Origin of the sequence: Mesorhizobium sp. M2A.F.Ca.ET.043.02.1.1 (assembly GCF_003952405.1) — a bacterium.
In the GTDB taxonomy this organism is placed as follows: domain Bacteria; phylum Pseudomonadota; class Alphaproteobacteria; order Rhizobiales; family Rhizobiaceae; genus Mesorhizobium.
Window position 1 is genome coordinate 2244781 of sequence record NZ_CP034445.1, and the last position, 12277, is coordinate 2257057.

Sequence of the window (12277 nt, forward strand, 5' to 3'; positions counted from 1 at the left end):
GACTTCGATTATTACAGTCGCATGACAGTTTCGTGTCAGCCCGGTAACGCCTGAACGGGGATGCTCGGAAGGGCTTCCGGCGGTCTCTGCGGGCCGGCCGGAGTTTGCCGCGGGAATCAGCGACTTGTCTGACTTTTGAATCAAAAATTATCCCGGCGGCCGGATCGCGGCCGCCGGGAAATAAAATCCGGACGAGAGCGCGTTGCCTGCATGCCAGAGCGGATCATGGCGTGGCCATCGCCGAAAACAGGTCCGTTGGGGTAGAGTCGACGCTGTTTCTTGTTGGCGGTCGCTGCTCCCGCCCGTAACCGAAGAGCGGAATCAATGCTACGATTGTCAGAGCTTGGCGTTGGCTTTGATATGGTGCGATCGCACCATACGCATACGTCAACGCCTTGCGCCCGCCTGCCGGCTAAATTCGCTTTAACCCGCGCTGCGCCGGGTCTCGATATCCGAACCCAGCCAGCGCTCGAGCTTTTCGAGCAGCGCCCGCGGGCTGATCGGCTTCGGCAGGTAATCGTCCATGCCGGCCTCGAGGCAGCGTTCGCGGTCGCCCTTCAGCGCATGCGCCGTGACGCCCACGATCGGCACATGCGTGCCCATGTCCTGCTCGAGCTTGCGAATGGCGCCTGTTGCTTCCAGCCCGTTCATTTCCGGCATCGACACGTCCATCAGGATCATGCGCGGATTGAGCTTGCCGAAAGCATCGAGCGCCGTGCGGCCGTTGCCGACGATCTCGAAGCGGTAGCCGGTCTCGCCAAGGATCTGGGTGAACACCATCTGGTTCACCTCATTGTCCTCGGCGACGAGGATGTCGAGCCCGCGCTCGGCTTCGGCCGGTCGTTGGCGCGCTCGCACGGGCGGCGGCTGCAGCATGGCGCGGTCCGACGTCGCCGTCTGCGCCGGCGCGGCTTGCGATAGGCTGCCGCCAACGGCGGGTTGCGCCGCGGCGCTGCTGTGGCGATGACGCTGGATGGTCGCGACCAGCGTTTCCAGAAGGACGGAGGAGCGCGCCGGCTTGATAAGCTGCGCATCGATGCCGAGGTCGCGATACGCAGTGTTGGCAAGTGACTGGTCGACCGAGGTCAGCATGATGATGGGCGTATGCGCCAGGCCCGCCGTGTTGCGCACGATGCGCGCCATCTCGGCGCCGGTCATGCCCGGCATCTGGTAGTCGAGCACGACGCAGTCGACCGGCACGCCATAGGCAGCGGCTGCAATCAGCACCTTAAGCCCTTCGGCGCCGCTTTCGGCAGCGCAGGCATCGAACGTCCACGACGCCATCTGCTCGCTCAGGATCGAGCGGTTGACCGCGTTGTCGTCGACGATGAGCACGCGCGCGCCGGTGACGTCGACCGGTGTGATGCGCTGCCCGCCCTGCTCGGCCCGGGGCAGCGTGACCGTGAACCAGAAGGTCGAGCCCTTGCCCTCGGCGCTGTCGACGCCGATCTCGCCGCCCATCATCGAGACCAGCCGCGAGGTGATGGCGAGGCCGAGGCCGGTGCCTTCGTGCCGCCTGGTCGAGGAGGTATCGACCTGGCTGAACTTCTCGAACACCAGCTTCATCTTGTCCTCGGGAATGCCGATGCCGGTATCCGTCACGGAAATGGTGAGCTTCGTTCCCGCGGGAACCCGCTCGCCCGTCACATCGACCAACACATGGCCCTCGTCGGTGAACTTCACCGCGTTGCCGAGCAGGTTGGTGACGATCTGCCTGACGCGGCCGACATCGCCGACGAACTGGCCGTCGAGCCCCGGCTGGACGCGCACGATGAGCTCGAGGTCCTTCTCCTTGGCGCGCGTCGAGACCAGCGTCGCCACATCCTCGATCGCCTCGGCAAGATTGAATGGCGCCGGGTCGAGCACCAGCTGGCCGGCGTCGATCTTGGAGAAGTCGAGGATGTCGTTGATGATGGTGAGCAGCGCGTTGCCGGATTTGACGATGATGTCGGTGAACGTCTTCTGCTTCGGATCGAGGTCCGACTTTGCCAAAAGCTCTGCCATTCCAAGGACCCCGTTCATCGGCGTGCGGATCTCGTGGCTCATATTGGCGAGGAATTCCGACTTGGCCCGGTCGGCGAGCACGGCGCGCCGCTGTGCTTCGCTGAGCTCGGCCTCGCGCTGCTTGAGCTCGGTGATGTCGGTGGTGGAGCCGATGAGATAGAGCGAGCCGTCGGAGGCGATCATCGCGCCCTTGCGCGCGAACTGGTGCCTGACGCTGCCGTCCGGCAGCACCACCGTCTCTTCGATCTCCTGAGTTTCGCCGGTGCGCAGCACGGCAAGGTCGCCGGCGACGAAGGCTTCGCCGTCGGCGCCGAATATCTCGACGCCGGTCTTGCCGATCGCCTCTTCCTTGCTGAAGCCGGTGAGATCGCACCAGCCCTTGTTGACATAGAATTGCCTGAGGTCCGAACGCTTGGCGTAGATCGACACCGGCACATTGTCGATCAGGCTGCGGAACACCTCGTTCTCGCTCATGCTCTGCCGAAGCGCCTGCTCGCGCGCCTTGACGTCGGTGATGTCGGTGCTGGAACCGACCAGATGCACCGACCCGTCAATGGCCACCAGCCGGCTCTTGCGCGTCATCAGCTGCCGCACGGTGCCGTCGCGATGGGTGACAGCCTCCTCGACCTCGCGCCCCGCGCCAGTTGCCACGACTTCGGTATCGTCATTGCTGAAGCCGTCCGCCTCTTCCGACGCGAAAAGCTCGCGATCCGTCTTGCCGAGCACCTCGTCCTTGGCGAATCCGGTCAGCGCGCACCAGGCCTTGTTGACGAATTCCATGCTGAGATCGTCGGCCTTGATGAAGGCCGCCACCGGCAGCTCATCCATCACGTGCCGGTAGAGGTCGATCTGGCGCATGGAGTCGCGCAGCGCCTTTTCGCGGACCCTGATGTCGGTGATATCGACACGCACGCCGATGAACGTCCCGTCATCGGTGCGCATGTCATAGACCTGGTACCAGCGCCCGTCGGCGTTGAGGCGCTCGTAGGCGGAATTTGGCAAACGGTACCGCCTGAGCATGGCGTCGAGCCAGCGCTCGGTGTCGACGCCGTACAGACCGTCGATTTCAGTGTCGCCGCTCGAGCGGAAATAGCCGACCGAATGGCCGAGAGACAATGCCTCGCGGAATGTGCGGCCCGGCTGCCAGGCCGGCTTCAGCGCCGGCAGCGTGTCCTGCAGCTTGCGGTTGGCGAAGACGAAGCGGTCGTCGCGGTCGTAGATGATGACGCCCGCCGGCAGCGACTCCAGGACGGTGGTGAGGTTCCTGCGCGCGTCCTCGGCCTCGGTCTCGCGCTGCTTCATGTCGGTGATGTCGACATAGGAGATCAGCCGCTTGCCGCCCGGAAGCGGCGCCAGCGAGGCGATCAGCGTACGGCCGTCGCTGCGCGGCAAATGCCTGGAGCCTGCGGCGCCGGCCCGGATTTCGGATTCCCGCTCGGCCACATGGCTTTGCCAGTTCCGCTCCTCGCCGCCGAACGGATCGGCGGCACGAGTGGCTTCCATTAGGTCGCGAAAAGAGATGCCGGCTGGAGCGCGCCGCGGATCGACCTCCCAGAAGTCGTAGAAGGCCCGGTTGATCACCTCGACCTGCAATTCGGCATCGACAACGATGACGCCGATCGGCATCGAATCGACCATCAGGCTGAGATTGCTGAACGTCTCGGCCGTCCTGGCATTGGCTCTTTCGATCTCGGCGTCTCGGCGCTTGACCTCGGTGACATCATAGTAGGTCAACAGGCGCTTGCCGCCGGACAACGCCGTCACCGAGAATATCATCGTGCGGCCGTCGGCATGGACGAACTCGCGCGGCGCGACGGAACCGGCACGAATTTCCGCGATTCGGCTGGCAAGGTAGCGCTGCCACTCCTGTTCGTCGATCTCGCCATAGATGCCGTTGCGGCGATTGAGATCCATGAGGCGGCTGAATGGCGCGCCGATGGTCACCACCCCGTCGGGGATCCTGGAAAACTCCCGGTAGGCTTTGTTGATGATCAGCGTGTCGAGCCGGGCGTCCAGAAGCACGACGCCCATGCGCATGGCGTCCATCGTTCGTTCGAGATCGGCAAGATGCTGCTCGCCGCCCTCGTCGGCGGGCGTGTCGTCGTCATGCGCAACCGTTGCGTCGAGGGGGTCGCGCATGCCGCCAGTCCCACTCGTCTTGTCCACGTCCGCCATGCTGTTGCCACCCCAACCGAACCCCCCTTCGCGGTTCGTCGCGGAAATGTGCCTGACAAGCATTAACGATCCGCTAACCATAATGGATCGCAACCACCTGCCGTTCGATGCCGTTGAGAAAACCAGCATCATGGCACCGGTTGCGGTAATCCGACTGTTGGCGATTGAGGCGACGACACACTATAAAGCACCTGAGGTGTTGCTAATGTTCAATCGAATCGCCGCTTTCGTCCTGTGCCCGGCGCTGCTTGCAGCGGGCGCCTGCACGCGAAGCGACGACGGCACGGTGATCGTTCCAAGCCGGATGGATGTCAGGCGTGTCTGGGACGAGGCGCCGCCGGGAACGACCGCCTCGCGGCAGATCGTGTCGGATGTGTTTCCGCCGCCGCCGAGCGCGCCGGCAAGCCTGCCGGCGAGCCCGACCGTCCGGCGCCATTCCAGGCCCGCTTCGACGAAACCGTCCTTCGGGCGGGATCTGCCCGACCCGACATCCGGCGAGCAGAGCCCCCTCACCTGCAGGAATGTCGGCGAAGACGGCAAGCGCTATCGCGTCATCTGCGAATAACCTTCAATCCGTGGGCCCAGTGCCGGCCGGACAGCGTCGAACAACAGCCGGCGTAAAAAACCGAGCCGCCGTCGCGATCACCGATTGCTGGTGAAACCTTTGACCGGTGGTGGACGTTTCCCGGCACTAAAGCATGTCTCCCGAAAGTGGGAACCGGTTTCGGGATAAAGACATGCGTAAAATAGAGACCCAAAGCGCATGAGCGAATCGGAAGGATCGCGACGCGCTTTGGTGATCCGCGCTGCACCCAGGAGACTGAAGATGTCCATTCACTTCACCGTCTCTGGCCTGACCAGGAACCTGATCCATTCGCTTGGGTTGGATCATGAGCAGGCGCCGAGGCCCCTTACCCCGGAGCAGAACCTTCTGCTGGATTGTTATCTGGCCGGGCAGATCCCGGACTCGGCCTGGAGCGACTATGTCTTCGAGATGCCGGAGTTGGAAAAACATGCCCAACTCAGGCGCGCCAGGTCAGGCGCGGGCGGCCTGACCTGAAACGGTGAGCCTGCCGCTCATTTCTTCGGTGAGTTGAACTGCAGCGTGAAGACGTTGCCGGGAATGCCTTGCGCCAGCGCCGGCGAAAGGCTGAGCGGCAGGCAGTCATTCAGCGCCTTTATCGCCGCATCGACATAGGCCTTGCGCGCCTTGTCGTCGCCGCCGACATGGATGGCGGTTGTGTTAGGCGGCCCGATCAGCGTGCCGTCGCGCTTGAAGCTGAAGCTGAGCGTGACCGAGGAATTGTCGGAGTTGGCCGGCGGCGTCCAGCAGGCGAGCAGGGCGGCGCCGACCTCGTTCATGCCGTTGAGCGGTGCGGTGGCGGCCGCTGGAAAGGGCACAACCGACAGCGCCCCCGACATCATCAGAAATCTTGCCGTGTTCGTCGCAGGTCCTCGTCGCCGTCGCTCTGCCCCGGACGGTATCGTACGATCCGTGACGAGGATGACAATAGGCTTTCAGTCCACCCGTCGGGGTGCAATCATACTGTCGTGATTTCGGCGATGGCAGCGAAAAAGCAAAAGGCCGGCACTGAGCCGACCTTTCCCTTGCCTCGTCATGGCGCCAGTACATCCGTGGTCGCAGCGAGGTCTCAACCCAGTAGACAGGTCTTAGGTAAACGAAACCTTAACGCCGGGGACCGCTACGCCCTGGCCTGCGATTTCACATGCGCGATGTAGCCGCGCACGTCGCCGGCCGGCTCGGCATAAGCCTTGCCGAGCTTCTTCTCCAGGGCCGCCATGTACTCCTTCGCCCATTTGGGCAGCGCATAGTCGACGACCGCCAGGAATTCGAGCGTTGCCCCCAGCCTTATGTCGGCGATCGAGGGGTTGTTGCCGCCGATGAACGGTTTGCCGTTGCGGAAGAAAGAGTGAAACACCTCGAGCGGCTCGGCGATCGCGGCCATCGCCGCCTTCTGCGCTTCCGATTTTTTGTCGGGATGGGCGTCGCTGTGGCCGACCTCGCCGGCATATTGCGGGAAGCCGAGCGCCGGATAGGTGGCGCGCGCGACATAGGGATAAAGCGTTCCGATCAGATAGAACATGGCGCTGTCGATCATTGCCCGCTTGGCCGGCGCCTTCGGATAGAACTTCTCCAGCCCGTGCTTGTTGGCGAGATACTGCATGATGGCGCAGCTTTCCCACAGCACCCCGCGCGGCAGGCCCTTGTCCTCGATCATCGGCGTCAGATGCGCCGGATTGCGCGCCAGGAACTCAGGCGAGCGCGTATGGCCCCAGGCATCGGTCTCGGCGGGATCGAGCCCTGCCGCGCGCACGAACACCCTGACCGTCAGGTTGTTGACGCTCGGCCTCAGCATGCTGAGTTTTATGCCGGGCTTCTTGGCCGGTTTGGCCTTGGCTTTAGGTGCGGCTTTTGCCGTCGCTTTAGGCGCGGACTTAGTTGTCGCCTTGGGCGCGGCCTTTGCCGTCGCAGCTTTTGCCGCCGCCTTCGCGGTCGGCTTTGCCGCGGCCTTGGCCGCGGGTTTCTTCACGCTCTTCGCTGCAGCCTTTGCCATCTGTTCCTCCCCTTATGGCTTGCTCAATATGGATTCTTCGCCGTCCGCTCGTCCGACAGGGTTTCGCGCGACCGCTCGACCAGCGCCTGAATGGCGTCGGCCAGATGGAGTTCGGCGATATTGTAGTCGCCGCGTGCCACGCGGATCTTGTGCGCCTCCATCAGCACGTCTGCATGGGTGAAGCCGGCCGGCGGCTCGAAACGGTAGGAAGCAAGCTCGATCAGCAGCCCCAGCGGGTCCTCGAAATAGATCGAATCCATGAAACCGCGGTCCTTGACGCCGCTGTGCTTGATGCCGCGCTCGTCGAGTCGCGCAACCGCCTGCAGGAAGGTGACCCGCGACACCGCGAAGGCGATGTGATGGACGCAACCGATATCGGTCGGCGTCCGCCGCTTGACCGGGATGCGGCTCTCGTCAGTGAAGACCGTGATCAGGCGACCGTCGCCCGGATCGAAATAGAGATGGCTCTCGCTCGCCTTGTCGAGATTGGGCTGCTCGAAGATGAAGGGCATGCCGAGCACCCCTTCCCAGAAGTCGATCGAGGTCTGGCGTCCGGCGCCGACCAGCGTGATGTGATGAACGCCTTGCGACTGCAGCTTCCGCATTGGTTCCTCCCCGCGTTCCGCTCGCCTCTTCCGCCGGGCAAGTTCGAAACGTATCCCCTGGTGCCTTCCGCCAGGAAGCATGATGCAATGCTAATTCAATCCGCGACACCACGCCAGAAGGGACATGTGCCGCTAGATCTGAACCTGGACCGAGAGACCTTGTATGACTGGGGAATAAACCCCTATTCCCGCCGTGACAGTTGCGCCTCGCGAGGCAAGGCTCCTCGAAACGCGTACATCATTCGAGGCCGGCGGTCCGCAGCCCCTCGATATAGGCGGCGCGATCCTGTTCCCTGACCATCGGGTAATATTTCTCCACCCATTGGACCGACAGCGTTGGATGGAGTCGCTTCGCCTCTGAAAGGGCATGCGTCGCCTCATCGAGATCCCCTGCCATTCCTGCCGCGGCGGCCAGCGTACGCCACGCAGCGCCAAAATGTGGCCGAAGCTGCACTGCTCGGTGCTCGAAACTCGCTGCGTCGACGTATCGTTGGGCAACGAAGTGACACATCCCGGTCACGGTCAATACTCCCGGCTGCTGCGTGGAATCGCGCGGACTAAGTCGCTCGGCGATCGCGAGATGGTGCAGGCCGTCCTCCGGCATTCCTCCAAAGCCGTACGCGGCGCCCAGAATGACATGAGCGATGGCCAGATTTGGATTGAGCGTGATCGCATCGGTTAGTGCGGTGACGGCCGCCTGCGTTCGGCGTGCCATCATGTGCACGTAACCGGCAGCGAAATGCGTCCAAGGATCGTCAGCATCATGCGCAATGGCTCGCTGAGCCATCTCATTCGCCTTCGGAAGAACCTCGGCCGGCTGCGCCAATCCGAGCAGCACCCGGGAAGCCATCGTCCAGGCGAACAGGCTATTGGCACGCGGGTAGTCCGGGTCAGCGTCTAGAGCCCTGCGTAGCAGTTGCTCGGCGACCGCGAGCTCGCTTTCCGAGCTCCAGCTCCATATGTGAGGCATCGCCTTCATTACGAAGCCCCAGGCGTCCAGGCTGGCGGGAGGCCGGCTGATGTAACGCTGATGCTCTGCCGCATAGAGTTTAGGTTCGACGGCACCGATGACGCTATCGGCGATCTGATCCTGTAGCGTGAAGAAATCAGCCAGTTGGACGTCGTATCGCTCTGTCCATACTTGGCGCCCACTGGAGGTGTCACTCGCCTCGGCGCTGATCCTGAGCCGCTGACCCGAGCGGCGGACACTGCCGCCCAGCACGTAGCGGACTCCGAGTTCACGCCCGACCTGTTTCACGTCGATGGCTTTGTTCCTGTAGCTGAAGGACGAGTTGCGGGCGCAGACGAACAGCCACCGCAGCCGCGCCAGCCGCACGATGATATCTTCAGCGAGACCGTCGGCAAAATATTGCTGCTCGGCATCGTCGCTCAGGTTGACGAAAGGGAGCACGGCAATCGAAGGCTCAGGCTCCGCAGAATTTCGCGCGACTGCTGCCTCGTCGAGCCTCTCGATCGCGCCGGTGAAACGGTAACCAACCCGCGGAACGGTTGCGATCCACTCTGTTCCGTCTGCCATGGAGCCGAGAAGGCGCCGAAGGGACGCGACCTGGACCGAGAGATTGCTTTCCTCGACTGCGGTCCCCGGCCAAGCGGCGTCCAGTAGTTCGGACTTGGTCAGGACCTCACCGGCGTTCCTTGCCATCGCCGATAGGAGCAGCAGCCCCCGGTAGCTGATCGCGACAGGCAGGCCCTGCCTCAGAAGCGTTCCCGCCTCGGGGCTGAGCACAAAAGGACCAAATGCGAGCCGCTGCTCCGGCATTGCGAGACATTATGTGTTTTCGGCGATTTTCGGAACTGTTCGGCCGCGCTTCGATACGTTTTGCAGGCGGCCCGACATCTTGGCTCCAGCTCAGCCACAGGAGAGCGTGCAATGCCTGGGAGCCGCGATTACCCGACGATAACAACTGAAGCCCCAACTATACGGCCGGCTCAAAGCCCTCCCGGACGTGTGGAGGAGTTCCGTGCCGCGCTCGATCGCTACATGGCCTTCTATGCCGAACAACAAAGACACTATACAGAGTCCGTCGAGCGGTCTGGCGAACCCGCAGGCTCGTGGCTGCGCATGCGGAAACGTTCAAAGTCCTGGTGGGACCTTTCGCCGGTGAAATAATCATCGTCTGCGCGATCATAGTGTCGGATGTGACGCGCCTGCAGGTGGTGACGCGTATGGTCGAGCTCGTTCCCGACTTCGAGAGGCGATTTCCGGCAGGCCGTACAACGCTCTCATGAACAAGATCGATCTCGCCGAAGCTGCCGGCACGCCGGGATCGTGGAAGCCTTTGGGGAGCTAGCCGAACTATCCGCCGCCGGCAACTATAGCTGGGGCTCCAATCACGGGCTGCGTTTTAAGACAGCGGTTTCCCTTACGGAACTCTTTGCCCGCAGTGACCGTTTAGCGGTTGATGGCACTGGCTGACGACATCCAAATGGCGGAACGGCACGTTCTGCAAGCGGAGCGGCACATCAGGTGCCAGCGGGCGCGCATCGCCGCGCTGAAGCGCCGCCGGTTGCCGCGGGGCAACGCATCCAACTTTCTGCAATTGCTTGAGGATGCGCAATCGATGCACCTCCAGCACCTGTCGAGGTTGTTGGAACAGGCATCACGCGAAAGAACCAAGGCCGGTTTCGCTGCCGCCGTCGCCCTTGCTGCGGAGTGATCCGCCTGCTGGAGTCTTTTCGAACGTCGGGTTTTCGGAAGCTTGGTACGCCCAAGGGGAATCGAACCCCTGTTCCCGCCGTGAGAGGGCGGTGTCCTGACCGCTAGACGATGGGCGCGCTCAAGAACCGGCTACATAGGCTGGCGGCCGGGAAAAAGCAACTGGGGTTTCTGACGCCTGAACCACTTTACGGATTGGCTGTGTCAGGACTGCCGTTTCGGCTCGATCAGGTCCCAGAGATTGCCATGAAGATCGGAGAACACCGCCACCGTGCCATAGGGTTCGTGGCGCGGCGCCTCGCGGAACTCGACGTCTTTCGCCAGCATCGCCTGGTGGTCGCGGGAAAAATCGTCGGTCTCGAGAAAGAGAAAAACCCGGCCGCCGGTCTGGTTGCCGATGCGGCTGGCCTGCTCCTCGCCGGAAGCTTCAGCCAGGAGCAGCCGCGCGCCCTGGCCCTTGGCCGGCGCGACGGTGACCCAGCGCTTGCCGCCGCCAAGGTCGACATCCTCGATGAGCACGAAGCCGAGCCGCTCGACATACCAGCGAACCGCCTCGTCGTAATTGCCGACGACGAGCGCGACGGTCGCAACGCTGCGGCGTTCGGCAAAGCCGCTCATTTGTTGCGAATCGCGAACTGGCCGATGATGCGGCGCTCGGCGATGTCGTAGACGAAGATCGACCGGCTGCCGTCGGCAAGCTCGGTGTCGATCGACAGGCGGTTGCCGGAGAGCGACTGGCTGACCACCTTGGCGCCGACGGGAAGCACGATGTCGCCGGAGAGCGACGCGCCGGCCGGAACCTGGACATCGCCGGCAGGCGCTGATCCGGCCACCGGTGCGTTGCGGGCTTTGTAGACAAGCGCGCCGATCACCACCATAAGGGCGAGGAACAGAAGGCCGAGATTGACGATCATGAAGCGGACGAGCTTGCGGCGCACATTCTCGGCCGCGGGGTCGAGCGGCTTTTCCTCATCTTCTTCGGCGACCGGCCGGGCCATGGCTAAACAATCCGCAACGGGTTTCGATGAGCGCTCATAACGAAGAGACCCCGATATTGATAGAGGACGAATCGGCGGACGAGGAATCCGGCGAAGCCGTCGCGCTGGAGGCCGGCGCCGACGCCGCCGGGCAGCGCCTCGACCAGTGGCTCGCCGCCAGGCTCGGGCCGGAGCTTTCGCGCAGCCGCGTGCAGGCGCTGATCAAACAGGGGGCCGTCTCCATCGCCGGCAAGCCGGTGCTGGAAACCAAGCGCAAGCTGATCGCCGGTGAGCGGATCGAGATTCTGGTGCCCGCGCCCGAGCCGGCCGAACCGCAAGGCGAGGACATTCCCCTCGACATCCTCTACGAGGACGACGAGCTGATCGTGATCAACAAGCCGGCGGGGCTGGTCGTGCATCCCGGCGCCGGCAACTGGACCGGCACGCTGGTCAATGCGCTGATCCATCATTGCGGCGACAGCCTGTCCGGCATCGGCGGCGTCAAACGGCCTGGTATCGTCCACCGGTTGGACAGGGAAACCAGCGGCGTCATGGTGGTGGCCAAGACCGACCGGGCGCATAAGGCCCTGTCGGAAGCCTTTGCCGATCACGGCCGCACCGGCGATCTCGAACGCGCCTATCTGGCGCTGGTCTGGGGCATTCCGCAGCGGCCGACCGGCACGATCGACGCCCATCTCGGCCGAGCCGCCGACCGCGTCCGCCGTGCCGTCGTTCCCGAGGGCCGCGACGATGCCCGCCATGCCGTCACTCATTTCAGCGTCGTCGAGCGCTTCGGCGAAGGACAGCAGGCTTTCGCCACCGCGAGCCTCGTCGAATGCCGGCTGGAGACCGGCCGCACCCACCAGATCCGCGTCCACATGGCCCATATCGGCCATCCGGTTGTCGGCGATCCGGACTACGGCCAGGCGTTCCGCACCAAAGCCAACCGGCTGCCGGAACCCTTGAAAACCAAGGTCAAAGCCTTTCCACGGCAGGCCCTGCATGCCTGGCTCCTTGAATTCGAGCACCCGACCACCCATCTAACGATGAGGTTCGAAGCGCCGATACCGGGAGACATGGAGGAACTCGTCGTCGACTTCCGAAAACTTTGAACCGACCCGCCAACAAGCTGCAAACCAGCCATCAAAAAACCTGACCGGCGTTGTTCACTTCAACGTGACAGACTGTTTAGCGTTGAACAAATGCCTGTCTTTTCTGGTTTTGTTCCTATATACAGAAGTTGTCGCGGATGAGCCTTTGGCA

11 protein-coding genes and 1 tRNA gene are annotated in these 12277 nt (G+C 63.2%); 4 read left to right on the forward strand and 8 right to left on the reverse strand.

The window, feature by feature from the left end:
• Positions 1-423: 423 nt before the first annotated feature.
• A complete protein-coding gene (locus tag EJ068_RS10680) occupies positions 424-4179 on the reverse strand; it encodes a PAS-domain containing protein (protein WP_129554528.1) in 3756 nt (1251 codons plus the stop codon).
• Positions 4180-4384: 205 nt separating this feature from the next.
• Here EJ068_RS10680 and EJ068_RS10685 point away from each other — a divergent pair, with 205 nt between their 5' ends.
• Positions 4385-4744, forward strand: a complete 360-nt coding sequence (locus tag EJ068_RS10685) for a hypothetical protein (protein ID WP_126080869.1) — start codon at positions 4385-4387, stop codon at positions 4742-4744.
• Positions 4745-5005: 261 nt separating this feature from the next.
• Positions 5006-5239: a hypothetical protein gene (locus EJ068_RS10690; protein WP_127250500.1), complete on the forward strand. Its 234-nt coding sequence runs from the start codon at positions 5006-5008 to the stop codon at positions 5237-5239.
• A gap of 17 nt (positions 5240-5256) precedes the next feature.
• Here the strand turns inward: EJ068_RS10690 and EJ068_RS10695 are convergent, their stop codons facing one another.
• From EJ068_RS10695 to EJ068_RS10710, 4 genes are all read right to left on the reverse strand, one after another.
• Entirely contained in the window at positions 5257-5601 is a 345-nt protein-coding gene (locus EJ068_RS10695; RefSeq protein WP_245463453.1) for a hypothetical protein, read from the reverse strand.
• 281 nt (positions 5602-5882) lie between these two features.
• Positions 5883-6755: a glutathione S-transferase family protein gene (locus tag EJ068_RS10700; RefSeq protein ID WP_127250503.1), complete on the reverse strand. Its 873-nt coding sequence runs from the start codon at positions 6753-6755 to the stop codon at positions 5883-5885.
• 23 nt (positions 6756-6778) lie between these two features.
• On the reverse strand, positions 6779-7360 hold the full coding sequence (locus EJ068_RS10705) for a VOC family protein (RefSeq protein WP_127250505.1): 582 nt from the start codon (positions 7358-7360) through the stop codon (positions 6779-6781).
• A 238-nt stretch (positions 7361-7598) separates the two neighbouring features.
• Positions 7599-9140: a winged helix-turn-helix domain-containing protein gene (locus EJ068_RS10710; RefSeq protein ID WP_129554529.1), complete on the reverse strand. Its 1542-nt coding sequence runs from the start codon at positions 9138-9140 to the stop codon at positions 7599-7601.
• Between the two features lie 643 nt (positions 9141-9783).
• Between EJ068_RS10710 and EJ068_RS10715 the strand changes: the two genes are divergently transcribed.
• Positions 9784-10038, forward strand: a complete 255-nt coding sequence (locus EJ068_RS10715; RefSeq protein ID WP_127250510.1) for a hypothetical protein — start codon at positions 9784-9786, stop codon at positions 10036-10038.
• A gap of 43 nt (positions 10039-10081) precedes the next feature.
• Here the strand turns inward: EJ068_RS10715 and EJ068_RS10720 are convergent.
• From EJ068_RS10720 to EJ068_RS10730, 3 genes are all read right to left on the reverse strand, one after another.
• Positions 10082-10156 (reverse strand) — tRNA-Glu (locus tag EJ068_RS10720).
• Between the two features lie 85 nt (positions 10157-10241).
• Positions 10242-10655 carry a VOC family protein gene (locus EJ068_RS10725; protein ID WP_129554530.1) on the reverse strand — a complete coding sequence of 138 codons (414 nt, stop codon included), beginning with the start codon at positions 10653-10655 and terminating at the stop codon, positions 10242-10244.
• Complete coding sequence (locus EJ068_RS10730) at positions 10652-11035, reverse strand: fimbrial protein (protein ID WP_126080837.1); 384 nt, start codon at positions 11033-11035, stop codon at positions 10652-10654. Before EJ068_RS10730 ends, EJ068_RS10725 begins: the two co-directional genes overlap by 4 nt.
• 26 nt (positions 11036-11061) lie before the next feature.
• On the opposite strand from EJ068_RS10730, the gene EJ068_RS10735 reads away from it, so the two are divergent.
• Complete coding sequence (locus EJ068_RS10735) at positions 11062-12126, forward strand: RluA family pseudouridine synthase (RefSeq protein WP_127250513.1); 1065 nt, start codon at positions 11062-11064, stop codon at positions 12124-12126.
• Positions 12127-12277 lie beyond the last annotated feature (151 nt).

Bases quoted from the DNA above. Each gene is read 5' to 3' on its own strand.
- EJ068_RS10680 (WP_129554528.1), bottom strand. From the start codon at position 4,179: ATGGCGGACGTGGACAAGACGAGTGGGACTGGCGGCATGCGCGACCCC.
- EJ068_RS10685 (WP_126080869.1), top strand. From the start codon at position 4,385: ATGTTCAATCGAATCGCCGCTTTCGTCCTGTGCCCGGCGCTGCTTGCA.
- EJ068_RS10690 (WP_127250500.1), top strand. From the start codon at position 5,006: ATGTCCATTCACTTCACCGTCTCTGGCCTGACCAGGAACCTGATCCAT.
- EJ068_RS10695 (WP_245463453.1), bottom strand. From the start codon at position 5,601: ATGTCGGGGGCGCTGTCGGTTGTGCCCTTTCCAGCGGCCGCCACCGCA.
- EJ068_RS10700 (WP_127250503.1), bottom strand. From the start codon at position 6,755: ATGGCAAAGGCTGCAGCGAAGAGCGTGAAGAAACCCGCGGCCAAGGCC.
- EJ068_RS10705 (WP_127250505.1), bottom strand. From the start codon at position 7,360: ATGCGGAAGCTGCAGTCGCAAGGCGTTCATCACATCACGCTGGTCGGC.
- EJ068_RS10710 (WP_129554529.1), bottom strand. From the start codon at position 9,140: ATGCCGGAGCAGCGGCTCGCATTTGGTCCTTTTGTGCTCAGCCCCGAG.
- EJ068_RS10715 (WP_127250510.1), top strand. From the start codon at position 9,784: ATGGCACTGGCTGACGACATCCAAATGGCGGAACGGCACGTTCTGCAA.
- EJ068_RS10725 (WP_129554530.1), bottom strand. From the start codon at position 10,655: ATGAGCGGCTTTGCCGAACGCCGCAGCGTTGCGACCGTCGCGCTCGTC.
- EJ068_RS10730 (WP_126080837.1), bottom strand. From the start codon at position 11,035: ATGGCCCGGCCGGTCGCCGAAGAAGATGAGGAAAAGCCGCTCGACCCC.
- EJ068_RS10735 (WP_127250513.1), top strand. From the start codon at position 11,062: ATGAGCGCTCATAACGAAGAGACCCCGATATTGATAGAGGACGAATCG.